This is a genomic window from Pedobacter changchengzhani, assembly GCF_004354365.1.
GTDB classification, from domain to species: Bacteria; Bacteroidota; Bacteroidia; order Sphingobacteriales; family Sphingobacteriaceae; genus Pedobacter; species Pedobacter changchengzhani.
This window is the reverse complement of the sequence record NZ_SJCY01000001.1, coordinates 52,847-75,940: the sequence shown is the minus strand read 5'-3', so window position 1 is coordinate 75,940 and position 23,094 is coordinate 52,847. Positions and strand designations below refer to the sequence as shown.

Here is a 23,094-nt window from a genome sequence, read left to right as displayed (position 1 = left end):
GTAAAGTGATAAACAAAACTATCAATTATTTTCATTCCAATTCTGTTTTTGCAAATCGTTGTGTGCTTTTCCTTTTATAATTTCTTTAAGCTTAGCTGTTTCGGCATCTACTCTCGTTTCTTGAATATTATCCCCAACTTGCAAGTGAAATTTTCTATCCATTTTAGATTGATAGATAGCAACCTCATCACCATCTGCAATGGCAAAATCATAAGCACCACGGGCGCTCATTAGTTTCACAAAAACGGGTAAACACTCAAAAAAGATAAACAATAAACCAATAAAAGTAATCGCCCATGCGGTATTGCTATCCTTTGTGCCATCGGTATTAAACTTTAATTGCCCTAACGCTTTATTGCGGTCTGCAAAACCAGCTACGCTTGCTAAGCTATCTAATTCTTTGTTGGTAAAAAGTCTTTCGCTAAATAATCCATCAAAATTTCTTCGTTGATCGATAAAATGTTCGGCTTTTACAATGTTAATTTTTAAGGAATCGAGCTCAGTTTGGCGCAGTTTAAGTGCTTCCTCTTTTCGTTTAGCATAAGGGCCATAACCTAAAACACCCGAGGTTTCTGCAGTTTTATTTCCAAAAATTTCAAAATTAAGCTTTTGCCGATCATTTTTAATGCCACTTTCTAAAGAATCTCGGGTGGCCTTCTGCTGATTTAATCGTCCGAATTCTACCACATACTTATTCTCGAAAGCTTTGTTTAAAGTATCAATTTTTGATCGTTGCCCGTTCAAATAACTCACTTTTAAACGTTGTTTTATTTCCTTATCAAAAATTTTAAGCTCTATCGGTCGCGAAATTACAATACCAATCATAACGGCAAGTAAAATACGTGGCATTGTTTGTAAAAGTTGCTTACTTGTGGCGGCACTTTTATTAATGCTCGATACAATATATCTATCCATATTAAAAATAGCCGCACCCCATAAAAAGCCAAAAATAATGGCAAATATAAGTGCAAAATCATCACCCTTAAAAACGAAATAAATTGCATAACCGCCAGATAGCATAGCAAATAATCCTGTAAAAAAGATTGTTGCACCAATACCAGTATATTTATTTTGCTCGGTAGGATATTTCTCAAGCGTACCTAAATGAGCGCCAGAACAAAACCAAAAGAAACGGTTCAACTTATCCATCGTAACGATTTATAGTTAAACGCCCGAGGGTGATATATGTTACAGGTTGAGCGTAAATTTTTAGTTGCATCCGTACCAATGGGTATATAAAAATACCCTCTATAAGGTATTTATAATTGCCTAGTAATCTGCCACTTTTGATAAGTAAACAAACAAAAAACTAGACCATGAACAAAAATTACATTTCATCAGTAGGATTAATATGCATAATCTTACTTTCTACCATGTGTGCGTTGGCACAGGTACCAATTATCGAGAAAGAGTTTGATATTTCTAGAAAAGCCAAAAACGGATATTTGGGCGGTATCGATATTAATAGCGAAAAGCAAACCATGGATATGGTTTTCGTTTTGCGTTCTTCAACCAAAAGGATGGTAAAACGCGAAGTATATACTTTTGATAAAGATTTGAATCTTTTAAATACCGTGAAAGATGAGCAGGCAATAGAGAAAATGAAAACCAGATACAAATGGTTTAACTTTAAGGGCGATAGCTATGTTTCGCACAGTTTAAATGCATCGGCCAATTTAACGGGTAAATTGGTTTTCAGAAAGAAGGAAATTACTTGGAAATATATGTGGCTATTGGGTAATTACAACAAATCGGTAAAGCAATTAGAAAAAGTTAAGCCCACTAGTAATGCCGAGCAATATTTCTTTAGAGGCGGTGCTTACGAAGTAGAATCGGACAGCACGGTTTTAGTAGTTGCAGGCAAGCAAGAAAAGAAAGGTGATTATGTTGGCTCGTTAAAACATTACGATATTTTAAGTTGTGATAATAATGTAAACATCAAAACAGCGAGCAGTTTAGATTTCGATTTTCCCAATGCGCCGATTTATTCTGGTCCGCTGGAAGACGATAACGAGGAGCTTACAAATGATGATTTTCCTAGAGATTGGATTTTAGTTTTCGCACCCCAAGGTGGATCTGGCATTGGTAAATTAGCCGATCCTAAACCTACAAACTATACTTACGTTAGGGTAAGTCCTCAAGGACAGATTGTCGAAAAATTTAATTTTAATTCTCCAACCAACGGATGGCGAGTTTTGGGTGCCTATGAAAAAGAGGGTGGCGTTTATGTTTATGGCTCTGCGACCACAAAGGATCCTGAGTCTAAATACATTAATCAAGTATATAAAACACCTTTAGTAGCAACAACCTCTGCAGATGCAGAAGAACAAAAAGAATCTTCAGGCGGTGGAATTGGAAAATTAGGGCTTGGTGGTTTGGGTAAAGGAATTTCCATGTTGGGCGGCACTGCAGATTTTGGTATAAACCAAGATATTGTTGATGCTGGGCTAGATGAATTAAAATACACCAACTTCCAAATCGGTAAAATTAGCGGTGGTAAATTCGAATTTTTGAATTCTCCATCAATAGCTGATTTTGAAAAAGTGCAAGCCAAACCGGCTGATCAGAAGAAATTTGTAGAATTTGATGGAAAGAAATTTGTAATTAATGGAATTTTCTTTACCAGTGCTGGCGATATTTTAGTAAATGGTCAAGATTTTAAAACCCTCAGCAAAAACAGAGGAAGAAGCTATAAAGGGGTTTACATGTTTCAATTTGATCCAACCGGAAACCTAAAACGCAACTACGGTATATTTTTAGACCAAAGTAAAACTTCTGGCTTCTTTAATACTTCTCCATTAACATCTGATATGATCAAAACAACCAGTTACATCCAAGAATCGGGTGATAAGAGGAGCGTTTATTGGCTAATGAGAATGGCAAAATCTATACACAAAGAAGTGAACGTAGATTTTGGCTTTAATACTAAAACCACCACAACAACTTGGGAACCACTTTTTAACATGGAATACGGCGCGATAAATACAGCCGACGGAACACTATCTGATTTCAAAACGCTGGGTGAAAGTGAAAGGAAGAAATTCTATTTATTTAAAAATGCAAATACCGCCAAAATGGGCAATTACACTTTTATGTTTAGCGAAACCGAAAGAGGCGATAAGGTGTTGATTTCTCGTTTGGATTTAAAAAATTAAGGCATTGAATGTTGTCTCATAAATCAGTCGCTCCATAATTTTGTCACGTTGAGCTTGTCGAAACGCACTAGAAGTGCGACAGTCCTTCGACAAGCTCAGGATGACAATTTTTACAGAATTATTTACAGTACACCCTCATTTTTAACGCACAGTTAATATTTTATATCATGATAAAAAGATTTTTGGTTTTAATACTGGTGCTATATGGCTTCATAACATCTGCCCAAACTGAAACCAACGCAATAAATTTAGGCCCTGGTGTTAACACCAAATTTAGCGAAGGCCACCCAATGCTATCTGCTGATGGTAAAGAAATGTACTTTTGGCGATCGATATTTAAAAAAGATGCCAACAAAGAGGTACAAGGATTGTGGTATTCTACACTTAATGATAAAGGAATATGGACTACCGCAAGGTATTTACCATCACCTTTTAATATCGGTAACACACAATCGGCAGTATTTTTTGTCTCACCTGATAATAACACGCTTTTAATTCGAGGCTTTTTTGTGAATGGCGATTCACAAAACAAAGACGGTTTTTCATTTTTAAATAGAGGATTGAACGGTTTTAAGGATCCTATGGGTATTGTAATTCCTAATTATGACAAAATGTCGATAGGAAAATATAGCGGTGCTTGCTTATTGCCAGATGGTAAAGGATTGATTCTTTACTTTAGCGAATCTAAAGGCGGCAGCAATTGCGATTTATATTACTCGGCACGTAAAGATGATGGTACTTTTACTGAACCATCTTACATTAAATCATTAAATAGTCAGTTTGATGAAACTACGCCTTTTGTGGCTTCGGATAATAGAACCCTTTATTTTTCGAGCGATAGAAAAGGAACTTTGGGCGATCACGATATTTGGAAAAGTACACGTTTAGACGATACTTGGCAAAACTGGTCAGAACCTGTAAATATGGGGCCGGGTATTAACAGCGATAAATGGGAAGCCTATTTTACTTTAGATGCGAAGGCAGAATATGGATATATGTCTGCTTCGGGCGACTTGGTAAAAATTAAACTGACCGATGCGCAGAAGCCACAGCCTGTTGTTTTGGTAAAAGGAAAAGTATTTGATAAAGTAACCAACCTTCCCATCCAAGCCACAGTAAGTTATGAAGATTTAAAAACCGGAAAAAACGAAGGTGTTGCAATTAGCGATCCAACAACGGGCGGTTATCAAATTGCGCTTCCATACGGAAAAGATTACGGCTTTAATGCACTTGCACCAAAATATATTCCGATCTCTGATCATTTAGATTTGACAAAAATATCTGATTATAAAGAAATAACCCGCGATTTGTACTTAGTGCCAGAAATTGTAGGGCAGGTTATTCGAGTAAATAATGTTTTTTTCGAGTTTGGAAAATCAGAACTTAAAAAAGAATCTTTCTCTGAATTAAACCGCATCGCTTCTTATTTAAAGCAAAAACCATCCGTAAAAATAGAAATGGGTGGTCATACAGATAATGTTGGTTCTGATGAGAGTAATAATAAATTATCGACCGATAGGGCAAAATCAGTACAGCAATATTTAGTGAGCCAAGGCATTAGCGCAACCCGTATAACCTTTAGGGGATATGGAAAAACTTTGCCTGTGGCCACAAACGATACAGATGAGGGCAGAGCCTTAAACCGTAGGGTGGAGTTTACCATCCTTGAATTATAGTTTTTGTTTATTTACACGGTATCTGTTTAGCCGGGAAAAATTTTCTCGGCTATTTTTTTATGTGTAAGTTTGTGCCACATATAATTTCGAAGACGATGAAAGAAGTATCAGTACAAGATTTAAAAGCAAAAATCGATAATAAAGAAGATTTTCAGTTAATAGATGTTAGAGAACCATTTGAATATGAAGTATCTAACTTAGAAGGCGAAAACATTCCATTGGGTGGCATTTTAATTGAAGCCGATAAAATTGCAAAAGATAAACCTGTAATTGTTCAGTGCCGAAGCGGTAAAAGAAGTGCTGCCGCCGTAATGCAGTTAGAGCAACAATATGGTTTTGATAACTTATATAATTTAAAGGGTGGCATTATTGCTTGGCAAGAAGCTTACGAGCCAGATATGCCGGTATATTAAGAAAAACCAATAAATAAATTCCAATTATCAAACACTACAAGTTCCGGAAATAATTTTTTAATATTTTTAGACAAAGTTTGATAATTGGTTATTGTTCTTTGGTTATTAATCAATAAATTTAATTACCAGATAAATCCTCAACCCGTGGCTAAAAAATTCATTTTAAATATATTTTACAGTTTAGGCATTATGCTTTGCTTTTTTGGTGTAATTTGGTGTTACAAAAACGGAAAGTATTTGCAAGGTGCTTTTTTAGTTGGTGCAGGTGGTGCATTGCTCTATTTTAAAATTCTTTTAATGCGCGATATTAAAAAAGATTTTAAAGAAAAAGATCGTCCTTAATTCCCGTTAGGCCCAAACCGGGTAAGTTTTCTAAAATATATTTTCCGTTTTCGAACTGCGGATTGGTAAATGGATTATTTTTTGTGAGCCAAGGACCGTCTAAATCTGCCCAATTACAGAGCGGTGCTAAAGTAGCAGCTGCCAAAGTTGCGCAACTGGTTTCGCTCATACAACCAATTAACACTTTCATTCCAAACGATTTTGCTTTCATAATCATTTGATGGCCTTCGTACATGCCACAACTTTTCATCAGCTTTACATTAATACCATGATAAGCACCTTTTAAACTATCCAAATCTTTCAACCGCTGTACAGCTTCATCGGCTAAAAGCGGTATCGGACTCCGTTCTGTTAACCATGCATTTCCATCCAAGTCATTTTTATCCATTGGTTGTTCAATTAATACCACACCCTTTTCATGCAACCAATAAATTAAATCGATGGCTTGCAAAGGATCATTCCACCCTTGGTTCGCATCTACATAAAGTGGCGCATTGGTAAAATTCCTTATCGTATTGATAATTTCTTTGTCATTATCTCTACCAAGTTTCACTTTAATTACCTTAAATGCTTCCGCATCTCTTAATTTCTCTCTGATTACTTCTGGCGTATCAATACCAATTGTATAGGAGGTTACGGGCATTTTTGATGGATCTGCACCATAAATTTCGTAACAAGGTTTATTCAAAATCTTCCCTTGTAAATCATTTAATGCAATATCAATTGCAGCCTTAATCGCAGGTTGTCCGGGCGCAATTTCATCTAGGTAGTTTATAATATTTTCAAAATTGAATGGGTAAGCAATTTTCTTCCAATCTATCCCGCTCAAAAACTTGGTCGCACTATCATAACTTTCGCCCATATACGGCACCATACTGGCTTCTCCATAACCAAATATACCTTCATGCTCCATTCTTACCAACATCAATGGTGTGCTGGTACGGGTATATTTAGCTATCGAAAAAGGATATTTTAATTTTAACTCGTAGGGCTTGCAACTTATTTTCATTATTAATCGTCTATTTAAATATAATAATGGGTTGAATATAATCATTATGCCTATATTCAGTTCATAAATTAACATTCATCGCATGAAAACTAACGCCATTATTAAATATTTTATTTTAACGGTTATAGTCGCTGTAATAAGTTGTACTACCGGTAAAAAAGCTTTGCAAAAGGGCGATTATGATGCTTCGGTACTGAAAGCTGTAAGTCGGTTGCAAAATTCGCCAAAAAATGCAGAGGCAATGGAAGTATTATCAACAGGCTATAATTTAGCATTGCAAGATCATTTAAGAAAAATTGCCGATGCAAAATTATCTACTTATCCTTTTAAATGGGAATCGATAATGTATGATTATCAAAAGATAAATGAGCTTGCTGAAAACATAAACAGTTGTCCTGCATGTTTGTTATTGGTTCCAAAACCCGTTTCATACATTACGGAGTTAAATGATAGCAAATATTATGCGGCGGCGGCTAGATTTGCATCAGGCTTAAACTTACTCAATCAGAAAAACCGGACAAGTGCCAAAAAAGCATATTACGAATTTGAACAGGCTCAAAAATATGATCCAAATTTTAAAGATGTAAAAAATAAAATGGATGAGGCATATTGGGCGGCTGTAGCGAGGGTGGTGATACAACCGGTTTTGGTAAACAGCAGTAGATATAAGTTGAGTAACGATTATTTTCAAGACCAGATTAATCAGTTTGTTGCCAATTACCAACGAAATAAATTTATTATTTTTTATTCAGAAGAGCAGGCTACTAATCAAAGAATAACGCCTGACCAAGTGCTGAGTTTAAATTTTGATGATTTTGTGGTTGGCCAAACCTATATAAAAGAAAAGGTAGAGAATTTAAGACGCGATAGTGTTGCAATTGGTGAAACGAGAGATCGAAAAACAATTTATGGTACGGTGAAAGCAACTTTAAGTGTGTTTGAAAAAACAATTTCTTCGTCGGGATTATTGGGCTTAACGATTACAGATTGGAAAACAAAGCAGGTGTTAAGAAATCAAAAATTTCCTGGCACTTATGTATGGCAAGATCGTTGGGCAAGTTATAAAGGAGACGACCGCGCGTTGAGTAATCAAGATTTAGCATTGTGCAACCACAGACAGCTATTGCCACCGCCACCATCGACGTTGTTTTTAGAATTTACCAAACCGATATATACGCAGCTGGTTAATGATATTAGTTATTTTTATGCAAATTATTAGGTTAAACCCTAGTACTTTTCGGTTTTATGCCACCACCTTCGGGGTTTAATTATTTGATTATGTATTCAATAATAATTTCATCCCTTCGGGATTTGGGTTTTGCCAGTATATTAATTATACCACAATATAGTCCCACTTAATTTTCTTAATCCCCTTAATGGTTAGTTACTTATGCCACAATATAATCCAACTTAATTTTCTTAATTCCTTAGTGGTTAGTTAATTAAAACCATTCTTTGAACTAAATAAAATCAAAAATCTATTACTTTCCTAGCATATTTCGCAAAGAAATGCAAATTTGAAATAATTCTCATTCAAGCCCGAAGGGCTGATATTATTCTAAAAAATCTGCCATTAATTTAACCCCGAAGAGGTAACACTATTTATGCCGAGTACATCATTAACTATTCAGCAATAATTTTATCCCTTCAGTAATTGGCCAGTATATTAACTATACCACAATATAATCCCACTTAATTTTCTTAATTCCTTAATGGTTAGTTAATTAAAACCATTCTTTGATCTAAATAAAATAAAAAATCTATTACTTCCCCAGCAGATTTCGAAAAAAAATACAAATTTGAAATGATTCTCATTCAAGCCTGAAGGGCTGATATTATTATAAATAAACGTTCCCTTCGTAATTTAACCCCGAAGGGGTGACACTTCATGCCGAGTACATCATTAACTATACCACAATATAATCCCCCCTAATTTTCTTAATTCCTTAATGGTTAGTTAATTAAAACCATTCTTTGATCTAAATAAAATAAAAAATCTATTACTTTCCCAGCAGATTTCGAAAAAAAACACAAATTTGAAATGATTCTCATTCAAGCCCGAAGGGCTGATATTATTATAAAAATCTGCCATTAATTTAACCCCGAAGGGGTGACACTTCATGCCGAGTACGTCATTCACTATTCAGCAATAATTTTATCCCTTCAGTAATTGGCCAGTATATTAATTATACCACAATATAATCCCACTTAATTTTCTTAATTCCTTAATGGTTAGTTAATTAAAACCATTCTTTGAACTACACAAAATAGAAAATCTATTACTTCCACAGCAGATTTCGAAAAAAAATACAAATTTGAAATGATTCTCATTCAAGCCCGAAGGGCTGATATTATTATAAATAAACGTCCCCTTCGTAATTTAACCCCGAAGGGGTGATACTTCATGCCGAGTACATCATTAACTATTCAGCAATAATTTCATCCCTTCAATAATTGGCCAGTATATCAATTATACCACAATATAATCCCACTTAATTTTCTTAATTCCTTAATGGTTAGTTAATTAAAACCATTCTTTGAACTAAACAAAATAAAAAATCTATTACTTCCACAGCAGATTTCGAAAAAAAATACAAAATTGAAATGATTTTCATTCAAGCCCGAAGGGCTGATATTATTATAAATAAACGTCCCCTTCGTAATTTAACCCCGAAGGGGTGACACTTCATGCCGAGTACATCATTAACTATCTTTCATCCTTTATCCGTCATCGCTTAGTAATCCAAAAGTTAAAAAAAATTATCGTTTCTAAGCACTTAAAATATAATAGCTAATATTGTAACGATGAATACGAATCTTTACGATCCTTTTAAAAATTTCGATTTTTTATATAAAAACTGCTTTTTAAGTGGCAAAACATTCCAGTCTGAAGTTGTTCAAATACCACTTATCCCAAAATGGTTAATGGATTTAGCTGGTTTAACCGGAGAGGAAAGAATTCAGTTTTTAGATGAAACCATCCGTACTTACAACAGTTTGATAATCCCCATAAATAGTGAGGTTAATGAGCAGTTTTTAACGCCACTAGAAGATACAATTAAGCGTGCTTTTACAAATGGTTTCGAAAGTGTTATGGCACTGCCTGAGCAAGATTTATTTAATTGGATTGGAAAGTTTCTGTACGGATTTATTTATACAGAAATGCACGCTGCTCTACGTAAAGAAATGACAGCGCACGGCTTAAACATGTCGCAATCGTTGATGATGAAGTTTGCAAACTTAAATTTCATGCTTCAAAATTTATATACAAACGTTGTTTTTGAGGAGTTTTCGCCATGGAGTATCGTTATTGTAAAATTAGAAGATGTTGAAACACCATTTAGCTTTCGCGATGAAATCAACACCTTAACTTTCTCCATAAAAATGAAAGATTTTGGAATAATTGCCTGCATGCAGGATAATGGCACCAATAAACGCTATCACAAAAATATTGTTGAAGAAGTTGAAGGAAAAGCATTAACAGCCGAGCAATTTGAAGAGCTAAGCGCTCGGTTTTATTACTCTGCATACTTATTCAATCGATTACCAGAATATACCTTTATGCCAGTTGATGGCACAATTTATATAGAAGATATGCCCTTACGTGGCAATATGACTAAGCCACTTTTTGATGTTTGGCAAAACAAAACATACGGGCAAGTTTTAGAAAATTTTTGGAAACCTTGGGGCTACGTTTTGTTCGAAATAATTAAAAATCCCGATCAACCTATGAGTTTTTTCGAAAACCCAAATCTACCTGTAGCAGGTTAAAATTAATGTAAAAGCTTTGCCGTAAGTGCCGAAATAAAATTAGGCACAATACCTGGAACAAGAATAATGGTTATTAATAAGCCAGATATTGCACCGAAAAAGTGTGCGTCGTGGTTTATATTATCTCTCGAATTTTTAGAAGCATATACGCAGTACACTAAGTATAAAACGCCGAAAACAATTGCTGGTATGCCAAAGGGAATAAATAAAATACCTATTTCAGAGAAAGGTTTAAAAAGTATAAAACTAAATAACACAGCACTTATCGCCCCAGATGCACCCAAACTATGGTAATGGAAATTATCCTTATTTTTGAAAACAGTAGGAAGATCACTCAAAATTAACGACAGAACATACATTAAACCAAATTGCCAGTGTCCCATCATTTGCTCTAGCGTAAATGCAAAAGCAAAAAATGTAAATAGATTAAAAAACATGTGCATATAATCTGCATGTATTAATCCACTGGTTAACAAAGTAAACACGTTTTTCCCTTTTGCCACACTGTACGGATGTAACATAAATTTTCCATATACGCTATTGTCATAAAACGCATATAAGCTGGTTACAACCGTAAATAAAAGAATTATCGAAGCCACTGGGGCTACATTTAGATATTCCATTGATATAAAAAATTAAGAAAAGCTAAAGCGTTTTACGGTAAGACCTAATTGAGCCAAAAAAGTATTTAACACCTATGGTATATGTATTGAAAATATCGGGAGCATCATTTCTATACTTAGATGGAGGATCGTTATAACCATCTAAACCTTCGCCAAAGGTTACATTACTTTGTGCGTTTACATTGATTACATATCGCATATAGCCATAATCATCATTTATAAAAAAGTTTATACCTAGATTAATCGGCACCAATAAATTTAAACTTTTATCCCTCCCTGGGAATGGGCCAAAACCAGGATCATCAGAGTAGGATGGTCTAAACCGAACAATATCAACAATGTTATTATTTACTACGCCAATACCCAAACCACCATACAACCCTCTAATGTTATACAGAAAGTCATTTTTATCATAATCTACAAACTCGCCTAACATAATCTTCGCATTTGCAGAAATAGAGGCGTAATGATTTGTGAACTGCCTATTGTAGCGATCATCGGTAATGCTACCACCACGGATGCTTCCGAACTGTGCTTCTAACCCAGCCGTTACAAAAGGAGTAATATGATAATCTAAAGTACCATACGTGGTAAAGCCCCGTTTGCCTTTGTACACATCGGTAAATGAATAATTTGGGCCTAAACCAATCCCTCCAGAAAACTTGAAATAGTTAGATTGGGCATAAGAAAAGCTAACCAACAATAAAAATGCGATCAGCAATACCGAAAACTTTAATGGTTTAAAATTCATAGCATTTTTTTTCAAAAATAAAATCTTTATTCAATATGTATAACATTTACCTTTGTTAAATGAGCGGATATAAAAATATAAATAATAATTTAGAAAATAGGTTTATAAAATATACTAAAATCGACACGCAGTCTGATGCTTCTTCTCCTACCTGTCCCTCTACCTTAAAACAAAAGAACTTAGGTTTAATTTTGGTTGAAGAACTGTTGGAAATGGGCATTGCTGATGCTGAAATGGACGATAACGGCTATATTTACGGTACCATACCCGCAACGACGCTCAAAAAAGTGCCAGTTATTTGCTTTTGCTCACACATGGATACTTCGCCAGATTGTAGTGGCGAAAATGTAAAACCCATCATTCATAAAAACTATCAAGGTGAAGATTTAATCTTACCAGATGATCATGCTGTCATCTTAAAAATGAATGAACATAGAGATTTAGAGCATCAAATTGGCAACGATGTGATTACAGCTAGCGGTACTACTTTGCTTGGTGCCGATAATAAAGCTGGCGTTGCAGAGATTATGGAGGCTGCCAATTTCTTAATAAAAAACAGCGAAATTAAGCACGGCGAAATCAAAATTCTGTTTACGCCAGATGAAGAGATTGGCAGGGGTGTTGATAAAGCAAATTTAACAAAATTAGGTGCCGATTTCGCTTACACGATAGATGGGGAAACGTTGGGATCAATAGAAGATGAAACATTTTCTGCAGATGGAGCCACCCTAACTATTAACGGCGTAAGTACACACCCAGGTTTTGCAAAAGGTAAAATGGAAAATGCAATTAAAATCGTTTCAGAAATAATAGAGCAACTTCCTAAAGATAAACTATCCCCAGAAACCACACAACAAAAGGAAGGATTTATTCATCCGGTAGGCATTAAAGGACAGGTGGAGCACGCCGAAGCGCAGTTTATTATCCGTGATTTTAACAATGAAAAACTTAAAGCACATGGCGAATTATTAGAATCGACCGTAAAAAGTATATTAACCAAATACCCCAACTCTACTTATAAACTTACCATTAAACCACAATACCGAAATATGAAAGAGGTGTTGGATAAATACCCTAAAATAGTTAAATACGGTATTGAGGCGATTGAACGAGCTGGAATTGTAGCTAAGCCACAAAGTATTAGAGGCGGAACAGATGGTTCGAGGCTATCATTTATGGGCTTACCCTGCCCAAATATTTTCGCAGGTGAACATGCTTTTCATAGTAAAAAAGAATGGGTAAGTGTACAGGATATGGAAAAAGCAGTTGAAACGATCGTGAACATTGCTTGTATTTGGGAAGAAAATAGCTAACAAAAATAATTCTTAAAAAAAACAATAAAATCACTTAAATCCTTTACATTTAAATTGAAATGATAGCGCTCGAGAATAATTTTATAAAGGCCGAAATTGCTACAAAAGGAGCAGAATTACAAGCTCTTTTTAGCAAAGATACCAATATTTCATATTTGTGGAATGGTGATAAAAATTACTGGGGCAAGCATAGCCCAGTGCTTTTTCCGATTGTTGGAGCTTTAAAAAATGATGAATATATCTACCAAGATAAAACCTATAAAATGAGTAGGCATGGTTTTGCGAGGGATTATGATTTTAAAGTTGAGCAGATTAGCGCTCACGAAGCCGTTTTTACTTTAACTGAAAACGATGAAACTTTAAAAAGTTATCCATTTTGTTTCGAATTGCAACTTCGATATAAATTAATTGAACATAAGTTAAACGTAACTTACAAAGTTAAAAATACTGGCGAACAAGAACTCCTATTTTCGTTGGGTGCACATCCTGCATTTGCAGTTCCAAATACGGCCGACACAAATTATAGCGATTACTTTTTGGCCTTTAATGAAGATGAAAAGCTTATTCATTGGAAATTAGAGAATGGCTTAATAACCAATGAGCGCGAAACTTTGAATTTGAGTAGGCATAAATTAAAGCTAAAGCACGATTTGTTTTATGACGACGCTTTGGTTTTTAAAACGATGCAAAGCAATTGCATTAGCTTGTTGAACACAAAAAATGATTTCGGTTTACATTTTCATTTCGAAGATTTTCCGTACTTCGGTATTTGGGCAGCAAAAGATGCATCATTTATATGTTTAGAGCCATGGTGTGGTATTGCAGACTCAATAAATCATAACCAACAACTAAATGTTAAAGAGGGCATAAACAAACTCGCAACAAGTTGCAATTGGGAAAGATATTGGGAAGTAGAATGCTTTTAATAATCGGCAGTTTGCTGAAATAATTTAACGTTAATTGGGCCAATCCATAGCAACAATTGCAGGAAGCTCATTGTATTCGACTATTTTATGAACGGCATTTCTAATTTCTAAACCAACCATCATCCCGTAATTAAAAGCAAGGTACTCGGCATTTAGGTCAGCAGTACCAACGTAATACAAAAGCTGGCTTTCCACTCTTCTTTTTTCGTAATTGAGATATAAACAACCGACTAGTAAAAACTCGTTCATCCGATTAATAAGTTCAGAAATTTCACTGAGTTTATGGTCGGGTATTTGCCCGCTTAGGTTGGTGCAGAAAATGAGCACCTTTTTGTTCGGCGCATAACACGATTCAACAAAATAATCTGTGTTAAAACCATCTTCATACTGAAAAGTTATTCGAAATACCTTTCTATTTGGTGAAATATAAACAACGATGTTATTTTGCGCAAACCATTCCGTTAAAAAATTATAGCATCGATCTGTAAATTCTAAATCTGTTTCAACAGCATAATTAATTCCGGTATTACTAAACGGTATTTCTGGCGATGCAACTTCCTTTGTTTCCTTTTTCTTCCTCCCAAAAAGATAAAACAACAATAATAAGAGTGCAATTAATATGGGATAATCTGAAAAAGTCATGTTTGCGTAATTGTAAAGACGTAATTTACTTGTTTTAAGTATAAAATAAAAGTAGCAATCAAATCTTTAAAAACACGGTTTAATCCTCATTATATTTTTGCCTACTTTTTTTGTCGAGCAGGTTTACTACGGCAAATAATAAAGATATGATGAAAGAAAGAAGCAAAACTTTTAAACGATCATCCATTATTATTCTTTTTTATAAATAGTAAAACCACAGTAAATAAATTCCTTATGCTCCAATCAGCATAAAGAAATAATTCAATAGTACAAATTTATGAGTTTGTTGGCACTTTGCATTACGGGTAACCGTAGTGAGGGGATTTTTAATCAGTTAGCGAGGAGTTTCTAGGTGCTTACTTTAGCGCTGAATAATAAAAAATGTGCATCTACTTGCTTTAATTAACCCTTTCGAGGTGGAAACTTTTATTATATTTGCACAAATAATTATTTGTCTTTTTTTAAAAAATATTTTTACTGAGCCTATAATTAATTGATAATAAGTCTTTAACAAACGATTTTATTTAGTTAAAGCGCACATTGGTCCCGTAGTTCAACGGATAGAATAGAAGTTTCCTAAACTTTAGATGCGAGTTCGATTCTCACCGGGACCACAGAAAGGCCAGCAATATGTTGGCCTTTTTTAATTTTTAGATACGAGTTCTCTGCCTAACGGCGGACAGGGATTCTCACCGGGACCACAGAAAGGCCAGCAATATGTTGGCCTTTTTAATTTTTAGATACGAGTTCTCTGCCTAACGGCGGACAGGGATTCTCACCGGGACCACAGAAAGGCCAGCAATATGTTGGCCTTTTTAATTTTTAGATACGAGTTCTCTGCCTAACGGCGGACAGGGATTCTCACCGGGACCACGGCTTAAATACAAAAACCCCAGCAAACAATTTGTTTGTTGGGGTTTTCTATTTCGTAGGTGGCTAAAACAGCCTATATTTTAGCTAAATAAATTACGTTTTTTATATCTATCCTTATTGTTCAAAAATAGAAACCATTAATCGTGATCCTCAAACTTCCCCGAAACATCGGTAAGTTCAATCTTAAACACGATAATATGATCACGCTCTTCTGGCTTTATTCCGTGCGATGGATCCTCTGTTGGTTTATCTGTTAAAGGCATAATTCTGTGGATAATTCCTTGCATGGCCTGTTGCCTAACTTCCTCGCTCAGTTCAGAATATTTACCAGATATGATCACACTTTTCCACCTAAATGTGTCTGTAATTTCATCAACCTGAAAGCAAACAGTAGGATTGGCACGCATCATTTCTATCTTTTTACCTAAAGCAGAATGACCATAAATGGCGTTGTCTTTATACACATAATTTATTGGCACAATATAGGTTTCTCCGTCAGCACTGCATCCTATTCTACCAATAACTTGTTTGGTTAATAAATCGATTATTTCTCTTTTACTTAAATCTCCAAGCATTTCAATATTAATTATGGGTTCAACTTTAAATACTATTTATGGTTTGTAAATAGGCTATCTAAAGCATAAATATAGCGAAATGCCAGAAAGTAATTAGTGACGGTTATCACTAAAATAAAGAAAGGTTTTTGATGTTTTTGATTATGCTGATTTGAATATTTTATTTTTCTAGTCGATCAACCGAGAAATGTAGTGAACACTACCAACTCTTTAGAGCTTCGGATAACCAAATTAAAATTTCTTTTTATGCTTCACTTTGCGCCACGCCCAAGGTGCTACCGCATTTGAATCTTGCCAAAGACCGATCTTCTTACGCCTCGCTTCTATTTCTAAATTGGCATAAACTTGGTTGGTAGAATATTTTTTAAAATGCCAAGCCATGCCTTGCTTAATCATTTCTTGATTCACCACCTGCTTTTTAACGTTTATGATTACCGCAATTAATCGTTTATAACGGTCGTACTTTTCGCCCTGCACGGTTACGATTTGTCCGAAACATAAATCTGATAAGGCAATTTTTGCATTGTTACCAAAAGGTTGCGAACCGCGTTTCTCCGGACAATCGATATGTGCCAAACGAATTTTAATAGGTGTATTTTGGTAAAGTACTTCCATTGTATCGCCGTCTAAAATTCGAATTACCTTTGCCGTAAACGTTTGATTTTTCAAATTTACTTGCACTTGAAAATCGAAAACTGCGGTTTTAGCTTCGCTTAAATTGAAGAAAAAATATAAAAAAAGTATTGTTAATCTTCCCATGCGCATAATTTCTTGCCCTCCTTTTTTGCTTTTTCTAAAGTGATTTCCATCGTTTTATAATTGCAACTGCTCAAACCCCTACAATTAGTTTTGAGGTGGTATTTCGTTGCACCATTACTTTTGCAAATATAAACTTTAGTAGTTGCAGTAGAGGTTATCAAAAAGAAGAAAAGTGTGGTGAGGGATTTCATTTTTTGGATTAAGTTATTTGAGTATTGATTTATTTAAGGATTAGTAATAGAGGTTTTAATTATCCTTCCGCCTAACAATATTCAAATCGACATGACCTTTTATACCTTTAACAGCGCCTGTTTCAGCATATTGCCATAAAAAATATTGAGACCACCCTTTGGGTAAACGTGGCGAAGATACATTATTGTAGTTCGCTATCCATAACGGGATAGATCCAAGCCCATGGTCTGCGGGTAGATGGGCATCCAAATATGGTTGGTTTGAATATATGAAACAAATTAATCCTGTATTTGAATAAACCTGACGAATAAAAATCTTAACCCAGCTCAAATACTCAGTTTTATTCAATGGCGTATCCCAGCCATTATTCATTTGTTCTAAATCTACAGCAAGCCATTTAGGAGTTGGCATTTTCCCTTCCTGAAATAGACTCGTGAAATAATTGGCTTCTTGAGTTGCATCAACAGAAATAGTTCCTTCTCTAGTATCGGGAAATGCTAAATGATAATAACTTACATTTAGTCCAGCTTCGCTTGCTTCTATAGCATATCTACGAGCCATCACATCTTTATCTCCATAACCTAACGATAATCGAATAATCACGTCAGAAACGCCGTAATTGGCAACTTTTTTCCAATCAATGATGCCATTATGCGATGATACGTCGATTATTTTGGTTGTCATATCTTATAAATGGTCTGAATTATTTTTAAGGTCATCCTGTTGCTTTGGCTTTATAAAAAGTGAAGTGACTAATCCCACCCCTACAATTACATCTAAAACATTCCACAAACCTCGGCCCAAAGCAATTTTAAAAAACGGCTGGAACAATAAGGCTAAACCAATATATACGATTACTTCTGTTTGCTTCTTTCCTCTATTCGCTTCATAAGCCAAATAGGCGAAGGCAATCATCGCCACAAACCTTACTAATTCATAATAACCGTAAGGCATGTTTAATAGGCAAAGGAATAGGAGGATTGCAAGAATGGTTTTGACGAGCTTGGGCATGTAGCGTTAAGAATAATTACTATTTCAATAATTTACGTTTTTCAATTTCCTGTAATATACTCATTTGGTGAATGGCTATTTTATTCAACTTAATGAGTTGCTCTGATTGTGACATCGTTTCGTTAATGAAAACTGAGTTTAGACTTTCCATATTTGAAAGACAAATCAGTTCGTTCATATTTGCATAATCTCGAACATTTCCTTTTAGATCTGGATTGCCTTCTCGCCATTGTTTAGCTGTAATTCCGAATAGCCGAACCAAACTCAAAAGCAATGTCTTTGTGAGCATAAGTTCCACCGTATTTACCTTTCTTAACAATTATTCCAATGGCTTCGGTTTTCTCAATCCATTCTGAAATACTTAGCACGAAGCTTGGTAAACCGTCCTGCATTTTAAAGTGGTCAAATTCGACCACTTTAAAATTAGGATTATTAATTTGCTCCCAAGTCCCCAAAAATTCAAGCGTATAACGGGTTCTTATCCAATTTTTAATAATGTCTGCCGCACGGCTTTCGTTTTCTTTTGCGTTTGCCATGTCGGTAAGCGATATGTAATCTCGCTCCTCAATTGTTATAATCGTAATTTCTTTGTCGTTTACGTTGATTTTTGCCATAGTTTTACATAATTGAGAAACACACTAATTAGCATAATAAGAGATGCTTTTCATAATTAATTTTAAAAAATGGCTGAAATAATAATGCTAATCATCATTTTAAATTACAGTTTCTTTTTTAATTTTATATTCTGCTTGATGTAAATAAGGATTAAAATAACAGTAGTTGCTGGCCACAGCACACAAAATAAAAATGCATTGATTTCGAAATACGAGAGTTTTGTAAGGTTCGCCACGTTAATAACAAAATCTGTACAATAGACGTACATCCAATTGACTATTTCCAATATATACCTCATCGTAACCGACTTAATTTTTTACGATTATCCAAAACTTTTATAAACAATACAAACATAAAAATAGGCCAAAGTAGAACTAAAAATACAATATTAGCCAAAGCATATCCCCCTGTTGCGCCTAATGCCGATATCATTCCAAAATAAAACGGCTTAATTATGTTGACCAAGTATTTTGGTGATTTTACATGATGCTGCATACAATAAGCAGTATTGTTATGGCATTGCCAAGAACACTTGTTTGCAAATGTAGTTGAGGAGTTGATTGCTGTAATACCGTTTTTTGTATCTCCTTTAGCGCTAATATACTTTCTAGATATTTCGTTAACCAAAATCATGATCAGAAAAGGAGCGATTATGATTAGAATGTTTCTGAAAGTTGTTTGCATTGATGGCGAAGGCTTTTGCTTTTTGGCAACTACAGCAATTTATAGTCATCATAAAGCATTTTTAAAATTCAAGAATTTTAATGAAAATTTAAATGAGGTTATTCATCTTTTTTCAATCGAGCAATGAATTTTTATCAACGTTAATTAACTCAAATTGTGGCAAATCGGCAGTTTCGAGGTATTGATTAGTGATTTTATCAAGGAATGATTCTGTAATAATATCTTTTTCTAGAAACTGTTCAATGTCTGGATAAACTGTCAAAATATTTTCATCGTTTATTTGTAATCTATGCCTAATATTTTTGAAAAACTTTATTTCAGAATACTCAATGTGATCATCAGCTTTGATAGTCTGAATTGCAAAGGCGATTAAAATTAGTTCTTCTTCTTCGGTTAGTGAGGTTTTGTCTAATAAGTTAAAATAGCTCGAAATAAATTCCTTTCCTCTTAAGTTTATTTCATTTACAAGTAAATTGATTTCTTCTTGGAAGTTAAACTCTTTAAACAATGGTGAATTTTCACACATTGACTTTATCAAAGCAATTTCTTTTTTATCAATATTCCCATCAGAAGCCATACAGCAAAAAGCTGTGTTAAGTAAAAGTTTGTCGAATGTAATTGTTTCCATTTTTTTTTCTTTTAAATTTTGAAACCGATGCTATTTCGGCTATTCTTTCGTACAGTATTTTCTCCGTCCATTTTAGCCTTTATAACTTCATATTTCTCTAATTCGCTTTTTGGAAATGGTTGGAATGATTTAATTACTTTTTCTAGCAAAGCCATCGTTATCCTAGTGTTCTCTGCCATAGCTATTGAAGTAGTTTCGTTAACTATGGATTCAATGTCGGAGCTAACATAATTTTCTGTTAGTTTAGATAAAATGCCATAATCAATTCCAAAATCTAAAACCTTTTTTCTAGCACTTAAGCTCATTTCAAAAAGAGATTTTCTAAGCTTAGAATCAGGCGGAGGCAAATAAAACTTTTTTTCTAATCGTCCTGACCTAAGCATGGCTGGGTCTATCATATTGGGATAATTTGTTGCGCCGATGATAAAAATTCCTTTTTCACCAGTTCGATCCATTTGAGCTAGCATCTCATTTACTGCACTTTTAGCCATTTCATGAGAATCACTATCGCGATTTGGAAGTAGTTCGTTAATTTCATCTATAAATATGATGGTAGGTGCATTTTTCTCTGCATCTTCAAACATCGTTGCAATGTTTTCTTGAGTAGCATTTACATACCGGCTTTTCAGAGTTGATGGGGTTGCCATGATAAAATTGAACCCTACTTCTTCCGCAAAACATTTTGCAAAATAAGTTTTACCACAACCAGGGGGACCATATAAAACCATTCCATTTGGCAACTTGGCGCCGTATCTCTCTGCTTTTTCAGGATTCTGAAGAATATCAATTACAGACCTCCTCATCTCGCTCTTCAAATCGTCCAAACCAGCGATAGCGTCAAACCCTTTTCCTTTGGCTTTTTGGTTTTGTATTTTATTTAGTGGTTTATCGTCTGATTTTACTTTTTGAACGGTGTCTACATCTTCAACTTCTATCTCTCCATTTAAAGCTCGAATGAATTCTTTGGCAGATTGAAACCGATCTTCAGGGTCATCTTGCAAAGCCTTTTTTATGATATTCAAAAACGATTCTTCAAAATCAACAATATTTTTTGAGACGTTAGGAAACGGAAGCTTTTTTTGACGTTCTTCTAAAATTACATCTTCAGCTTTTGTTCTATCAGCTTTAAACCTCGATATATCCTTAAACCAAGGTGGTGTTCCAAAAAGCAAATGATAAATTACTGCACCTAAAGAAAATAAATCAGACTGTGGTGAATAAAAATTATTGAAACATTCTGAAGCCACATAGTTCAAATTTAAACCTTCTTTTGAAAACGATTTAGAAGATTGATGAAATGAACGAGCATAGCCAAAGTCTATGATTTTTGCTTGTACAATATCTTCTGATAAATCAAGCATAATATTTTGAGGCGTAATCTCATTATGAATTATTGGATCGGGTAAACTATGTAAATAATTTAATCCGTTCAATATCCCTAAAACAATTTGCCTTAAATCATATAATGATGAAATTGGTTCTCTTATAATTCTTTCTGCTAAAGTTTCTCCAGTAATAAAATTAAGCACTAAGTAACCAGATTTTTTCCCTTCATATATCAGTTCTCCATTATCCTCGTAGTTGACAATGTTCTGATTATCGATAGATTTTAAAAACTCGATTTCTAATAAATTTTGTTCGCTATCAAATGCAGAGCGATGCAATTTCGCATAATTAAACAATTTTAGAAAATACAATTTTCCATCTTTCCCTTTCACCCGATAGGTTTCAGCATTACTACCTTGCTTTATAAAGAACATAACAGAATACCTTTCATTTACTAAAAAGTTCTTTGGTAATATGCCTTTGTAATTTACGTCCATTACTTCATTTTTTTTATTGCGCTACTTTCAACCAACGATCTCATTAGAGTAATTGCAACTTTGTTTAGCTGAAAAAAGCCTTCACTTGTGATAAACCTTGTTGAATTAGTAAGGCGTTTATACTTTCCATATTACTCAATACTACCAATTGTTCCAAACTCGCATCATCTCTTATGTTACCCGCTTTGGCACGGTTGGTATATCTCCATTCTTTTGCAGTTATTCCAAAAAATGCTACATTTAATAAGTCGGCTTCATTGGCGTAAACCAAACTCGATTGTTGGTTTGTAATTTCTTTGGGTATCAAATTTTCTTTGATAGCATCGGTATGAATTCGATAGTTTATTTTAGAAATGGTGCGTTGTAAATTCCATTCTAATTGTAAACGGCTGTTCTCATCGGCTTTTAAGCGTTGGAATTCTTTAACCAAATAAATCTTAAATTTCGGGCTTATCCACATGCCAAATTCAAAAGCAATATCGGGATGAGCATAAGTGCCACCGTAACGGCCAGCTGTGGCTTTTAAGCCAATGGCATTTGTATTTTCAACCCAATCTTTAATGCTTAATTTATAACTATTTAAACCCACTTGACTTTTAATTGTGGCGAATTCGCCATAATTAAAATCAGGATTATAAATTGATTCCCAAATTCCTAAATATTCAACTGTATTCCTATTACGAAGCCAGTCCGAAACAAAAAAATCGCCATCTTTAGCTTTCAGCATGTCAGTAATAGAAATATATTCTTGTTCATTTTGAACAAGAATTGTTATTTCTTTCCCCTCTACTTGCATTTTCTTTGCCTTACTCATTTAGTATAAATAAACGATGTAATAATGTCTGAGATGATAGCCTCGATTTAATTTTGATCAAACTCTGTCTTGGAAATCTGTTTCCCGCCGGTAGCTTGCGGAATTCTAGATTCTTTAATAGAGAAAGTCAATTTCAATACCGAATAGGATCTTGCGTTATTTGTAACCTCAAAGGATTGGCCTTTTCTGTAAACTGGATCTTTTCCATTCAATACAGCTTTTGTTTTTGTAAAATAATATCCACTTTCCGAAAAGCCTACTACTTGAGTATCATAAGGGCCGATAGTGACAGTCTCGTGCAACGTTCCTGTTGTCCCAAACGACTTCATCACTTTTACAGTCATAGAACGCATTGAGTTATTTTCAATTGTGAGCCTTGCCTGAGCATTAACTCCGGCAGACAGAAAAAGTAGTAGTACTATTGCCAATATATATTTCATATTTAATTTAAGTTTCATTAGCTAACTGTCTTATTTAGTTTTAATTATTCGATATCAAT

24 protein-coding genes and 1 tRNA gene are annotated in these 23,094 nt (G+C 34.5%); 10 read left to right on the top strand and 15 right to left on the bottom strand.

Going from position 1 to position 23,094, the window contains the following annotated elements:
• Positions 1 to 21: 21 nt before the first annotated feature.
• Positions 22 to 1,149, bottom strand: a complete 1,128-nt coding sequence (locus EZJ43_RS00310) for a DUF4407 domain-containing protein (protein ID WP_133260662.1) — start codon at positions 1,147 to 1,149, stop codon at positions 22 to 24.
• Positions 1,150 to 1,316: 167 nt separating this feature from the next.
• On the opposite strand from EZJ43_RS00310, the gene EZJ43_RS00305 reads away from it, so the two are divergent.
• The 4 genes from EZJ43_RS00305 (at position 1,317) to EZJ43_RS00290 (ending at position 5,586) form a co-directional block, all read left to right on the top strand.
• Positions 1,317 to 3,155: a hypothetical protein gene (locus EZJ43_RS00305; RefSeq protein ID WP_133260661.1), complete on the top strand. Its 1,839-nt coding sequence runs from the start codon at positions 1,317 to 1,319 to the stop codon at positions 3,153 to 3,155.
• A gap of 167 nt (positions 3,156 to 3,322) precedes the next feature.
• Complete coding sequence (locus tag EZJ43_RS00300; RefSeq protein WP_133260660.1) at positions 3,323 to 4,831, top strand: OmpA family protein; 1,509 nt, start codon at positions 3,323 to 3,325, stop codon at positions 4,829 to 4,831.
• Positions 4,832 to 4,926: 95 nt separating this feature from the next.
• Positions 4,927 to 5,244, top strand: coding sequence for a rhodanese-like domain-containing protein (locus EZJ43_RS00295; protein ID WP_133260659.1), 318 nt, complete (start codon positions 4,927 to 4,929; stop codon positions 5,242 to 5,244).
• A gap of 144 nt (positions 5,245 to 5,388) precedes the next feature.
• Complete coding sequence (locus EZJ43_RS00290) at positions 5,389 to 5,586, top strand: DUF6358 family protein (protein WP_133260658.1); 198 nt, start codon at positions 5,389 to 5,391, stop codon at positions 5,584 to 5,586.
• Here the strand turns inward: EZJ43_RS00290 and EZJ43_RS00285 are convergent.
• A complete protein-coding gene (locus EZJ43_RS00285) occupies positions 5,564 to 6,595 on the bottom strand; it encodes a dipeptide epimerase (RefSeq protein ID WP_133260657.1) in 1,032 nt (343 codons plus the stop codon). The two genes, EZJ43_RS00290 and EZJ43_RS00285, sit on opposite strands and share 23 nt — an antisense overlap.
• An 82-nt stretch (positions 6,596 to 6,677) precedes the next feature.
• On the opposite strand from EZJ43_RS00285, the gene EZJ43_RS00280 reads away from it, so the two are divergent.
• A complete protein-coding gene (locus EZJ43_RS00280) occupies positions 6,678 to 7,814 on the top strand; it encodes a hypothetical protein (protein WP_133260656.1) in 1,137 nt (378 codons plus the stop codon).
• Positions 7,815 to 9,400: 1,586 nt separating this feature from the next.
• Positions 9,401 to 10,366 carry a hypothetical protein gene (locus tag EZJ43_RS00275; protein WP_165953052.1) on the top strand — a complete coding sequence of 322 codons (966 nt, stop codon included), beginning with the start codon at positions 9,401 to 9,403 and terminating at the stop codon, positions 10,364 to 10,366.
• A gap of 2 nt (positions 10,367 to 10,368) precedes the next feature.
• Here the strand turns inward: EZJ43_RS00275 and EZJ43_RS00270 are convergent, their stop codons facing one another.
• Positions 10,369 to 10,989: a rhomboid family intramembrane serine protease gene (locus EZJ43_RS00270; protein WP_133260654.1), complete on the bottom strand. Its 621-nt coding sequence runs from the start codon at positions 10,987 to 10,989 to the stop codon at positions 10,369 to 10,371.
• 22 nt (positions 10,990 to 11,011) lie between these two features.
• Complete coding sequence (locus EZJ43_RS00265) at positions 11,012 to 11,740, bottom strand: hypothetical protein (RefSeq protein ID WP_133260653.1); 729 nt, start codon at positions 11,738 to 11,740, stop codon at positions 11,012 to 11,014.
• 59 nt (positions 11,741 to 11,799) lie between these two features.
• Here EZJ43_RS00265 and pepT point away from each other — a divergent pair, with 59 nt between their 5' ends.
• Positions 11,800 to 13,053 (top strand): peptidase T, encoded by a 1,254-nt coding sequence (pepT, locus tag EZJ43_RS00260; protein ID WP_133260652.1) that lies wholly within the window; start codon positions 11,800 to 11,802, stop codon positions 13,051 to 13,053.
• Between the two features lie 59 nt (positions 13,054 to 13,112).
• Positions 13,113 to 13,979 carry an aldose 1-epimerase family protein gene (locus tag EZJ43_RS00255; protein ID WP_133260651.1) on the top strand — a complete coding sequence of 289 codons (867 nt, stop codon included), beginning with the start codon at positions 13,113 to 13,115 and terminating at the stop codon, positions 13,977 to 13,979.
• A gap of 30 nt (positions 13,980 to 14,009) precedes the next feature.
• Here the strand turns inward: EZJ43_RS00255 and EZJ43_RS00250 are convergent, their stop codons facing one another.
• Positions 14,010 to 14,621, bottom strand: coding sequence for a type III secretion system chaperone family protein (locus EZJ43_RS00250; protein ID WP_133260650.1), 612 nt, complete (start codon positions 14,619 to 14,621; stop codon positions 14,010 to 14,012).
• 542 nt (positions 14,622 to 15,163) lie between these two features.
• Here EZJ43_RS00250 and EZJ43_RS00245 point away from each other — a divergent pair.
• A tRNA-Arg gene (locus EZJ43_RS00245) sits at positions 15,164 to 15,235 on the top strand.
• A 396-nt stretch (positions 15,236 to 15,631) separates the two neighbouring features.
• On the opposite strand, the gene EZJ43_RS00240 is transcribed toward EZJ43_RS00245, so the two are convergent.
• From EZJ43_RS00240 to EZJ43_RS17415, 6 genes are all read right to left on the bottom strand, one after another.
• Positions 15,632 to 16,069 carry a pyridoxamine 5'-phosphate oxidase family protein gene (locus EZJ43_RS00240; RefSeq protein WP_133260649.1) on the bottom strand — a complete coding sequence of 146 codons (438 nt, stop codon included), beginning with the start codon at positions 16,067 to 16,069 and terminating at the stop codon, positions 15,632 to 15,634.
• Positions 16,070 to 16,300: 231 nt separating this feature from the next.
• A complete protein-coding gene (locus EZJ43_RS00235; protein ID WP_243718010.1) occupies positions 16,301 to 16,828 on the bottom strand; it encodes a thermonuclease family protein in 528 nt (175 codons plus the stop codon).
• Positions 16,816 to 17,019, bottom strand: a complete 204-nt coding sequence (locus tag EZJ43_RS00230; RefSeq protein ID WP_133260647.1) for a hypothetical protein — start codon at positions 17,017 to 17,019, stop codon at positions 16,816 to 16,818. The genes EZJ43_RS00235 and EZJ43_RS00230 overlap by 13 nt, the downstream gene beginning before the upstream one ends.
• A gap of 55 nt (positions 17,020 to 17,074) precedes the next feature.
• Entirely contained in the window at positions 17,075 to 17,704 is a 630-nt protein-coding gene (locus EZJ43_RS00225) for a glycoside hydrolase family 25 protein (protein WP_133260646.1), read from the bottom strand.
• Between the two features lie 3 nt (positions 17,705 to 17,707).
• Complete coding sequence (locus tag EZJ43_RS00220) at positions 17,708 to 18,031, bottom strand: DUF6804 family protein (protein ID WP_133260645.1); 324 nt, start codon at positions 18,029 to 18,031, stop codon at positions 17,708 to 17,710.
• A gap of 233 nt (positions 18,032 to 18,264) precedes the next feature.
• Positions 18,265 to 18,645, bottom strand: a complete 381-nt coding sequence (locus tag EZJ43_RS17415) for a KilA-N domain-containing protein (RefSeq protein ID WP_243718009.1) — start codon at positions 18,643 to 18,645, stop codon at positions 18,265 to 18,267.
• 632 nt (positions 18,646 to 19,277) lie between these two features.
• On the opposite strand from EZJ43_RS17415, the gene EZJ43_RS00210 reads away from it, so the two are divergent.
• Entirely contained in the window at positions 19,278 to 19,457 is a 180-nt protein-coding gene (locus EZJ43_RS00210) for a hypothetical protein (protein WP_133260644.1), read from the top strand.
• Here the strand turns inward: EZJ43_RS00210 and EZJ43_RS00205 are convergent.
• From EZJ43_RS00205 to EZJ43_RS00190, 4 genes are all read right to left on the bottom strand, one after another.
• On the bottom strand, positions 19,443 to 19,958 hold the full coding sequence (locus EZJ43_RS00205; protein ID WP_133260643.1) for a tellurite resistance TerB family protein: 516 nt from the start codon (positions 19,956 to 19,958) through the stop codon (positions 19,443 to 19,445). The two genes, EZJ43_RS00210 and EZJ43_RS00205, sit on opposite strands and share 15 nt — an antisense overlap.
• An 11-nt stretch (positions 19,959 to 19,969) precedes the next feature.
• Positions 19,970 to 21,781, bottom strand: a complete 1,812-nt coding sequence (locus tag EZJ43_RS00200; RefSeq protein WP_133260642.1) for an AAA family ATPase — start codon at positions 21,779 to 21,781, stop codon at positions 19,970 to 19,972.
• 64 nt (positions 21,782 to 21,845) lie between these two features.
• Complete coding sequence (locus tag EZJ43_RS00195; RefSeq protein WP_243718008.1) at positions 21,846 to 22,595, bottom strand: KilA-N domain-containing protein; 750 nt, start codon at positions 22,593 to 22,595, stop codon at positions 21,846 to 21,848.
• A gap of 47 nt (positions 22,596 to 22,642) precedes the next feature.
• Positions 22,643 to 23,053 carry a hypothetical protein gene (locus EZJ43_RS00190; protein ID WP_133260641.1) on the bottom strand — a complete coding sequence of 137 codons (411 nt, stop codon included), beginning with the start codon at positions 23,051 to 23,053 and terminating at the stop codon, positions 22,643 to 22,645.
• Positions 23,054 to 23,094 lie beyond the last annotated feature (41 nt).

What these genes read in the sequence shown, in the direction of transcription:
- EZJ43_RS00310 (WP_133260662.1), bottom strand. Translation starts at nt 1,149, where the DNA reads ATGGATAAGTTGAACCGTTTCTTTTGGTTTTGTTCTGGCGCTCATTTA.
- EZJ43_RS00305 (WP_133260661.1), top strand. Translation starts at nt 1,317, where the DNA reads ATGAACAAAAATTACATTTCATCAGTAGGATTAATATGCATAATCTTA.
- EZJ43_RS00300 (WP_133260660.1), top strand. Translation starts at nt 3,323, where the DNA reads ATGATAAAAAGATTTTTGGTTTTAATACTGGTGCTATATGGCTTCATA.
- EZJ43_RS00295 (WP_133260659.1), top strand. Translation starts at nt 4,927, where the DNA reads ATGAAAGAAGTATCAGTACAAGATTTAAAAGCAAAAATCGATAATAAA.
- EZJ43_RS00285 (WP_133260657.1), bottom strand. Translation starts at nt 6,595, where the DNA reads ATGAAAATAAGTTGCAAGCCCTACGAGTTAAAATTAAAATATCCTTTT.
- EZJ43_RS00280 (WP_133260656.1), top strand. Translation starts at nt 6,678, where the DNA reads ATGAAAACTAACGCCATTATTAAATATTTTATTTTAACGGTTATAGTC.
- EZJ43_RS00275 (WP_165953052.1), top strand. Translation starts at nt 9,401, where the DNA reads ATGAATACGAATCTTTACGATCCTTTTAAAAATTTCGATTTTTTATAT.
- EZJ43_RS00270 (WP_133260654.1), bottom strand. Translation starts at nt 10,989, where the DNA reads ATGGAATATCTAAATGTAGCCCCAGTGGCTTCGATAATTCTTTTATTT.
- EZJ43_RS00265 (WP_133260653.1), bottom strand. Translation starts at nt 11,740, where the DNA reads ATGAATTTTAAACCATTAAAGTTTTCGGTATTGCTGATCGCATTTTTA.
- pepT (WP_133260652.1), top strand. Translation starts at nt 11,800, where the DNA reads ATGAGCGGATATAAAAATATAAATAATAATTTAGAAAATAGGTTTATA.
- EZJ43_RS00255 (WP_133260651.1), top strand. Translation starts at nt 13,113, where the DNA reads ATGATAGCGCTCGAGAATAATTTTATAAAGGCCGAAATTGCTACAAAA.
- EZJ43_RS00250 (WP_133260650.1), bottom strand. Translation starts at nt 14,621, where the DNA reads ATGACTTTTTCAGATTATCCCATATTAATTGCACTCTTATTATTGTTG.
- EZJ43_RS00240 (WP_133260649.1), bottom strand. Translation starts at nt 16,069, where the DNA reads ATGCTTGGAGATTTAAGTAAAAGAGAAATAATCGATTTATTAACCAAA.
- EZJ43_RS00235 (WP_243718010.1), bottom strand. Translation starts at nt 16,828, where the DNA reads ATGGGAAGATTAACAATACTTTTTTTATATTTTTTCTTCAATTTAAGC.
- EZJ43_RS00230 (WP_133260647.1), bottom strand. Translation starts at nt 17,019, where the DNA reads ATGAAATCCCTCACCACACTTTTCTTCTTTTTGATAACCTCTACTGCA.
- EZJ43_RS00225 (WP_133260646.1), bottom strand. Translation starts at nt 17,704, where the DNA reads ATGACAACCAAAATAATCGACGTATCATCGCATAATGGCATCATTGAT.
- EZJ43_RS00220 (WP_133260645.1), bottom strand. Translation starts at nt 18,031, where the DNA reads ATGCCCAAGCTCGTCAAAACCATTCTTGCAATCCTCCTATTCCTTTGC.
- EZJ43_RS17415 (WP_243718009.1), bottom strand. Translation starts at nt 18,645, where the DNA reads ATGGCAAAAATCAACGTAAACGACAAAGAAATTACGATTATAACAATT.
- EZJ43_RS00210 (WP_133260644.1), top strand. Translation starts at nt 19,278, where the DNA reads ATGATCAGAAAAGGAGCGATTATGATTAGAATGTTTCTGAAAGTTGTT.
- EZJ43_RS00205 (WP_133260643.1), bottom strand. Translation starts at nt 19,958, where the DNA reads ATGGAAACAATTACATTCGACAAACTTTTACTTAACACAGCTTTTTGC.
- EZJ43_RS00200 (WP_133260642.1), bottom strand. Translation starts at nt 21,781, where the DNA reads ATGGACGTAAATTACAAAGGCATATTACCAAAGAACTTTTTAGTAAAT.
- EZJ43_RS00195 (WP_243718008.1), bottom strand. Translation starts at nt 22,595, where the DNA reads ATGAGTAAGGCAAAGAAAATGCAAGTAGAGGGGAAAGAAATAACAATT.
- EZJ43_RS00190 (WP_133260641.1), bottom strand. Translation starts at nt 23,053, where the DNA reads ATGAAACTTAAATTAAATATGAAATATATATTGGCAATAGTACTACTA.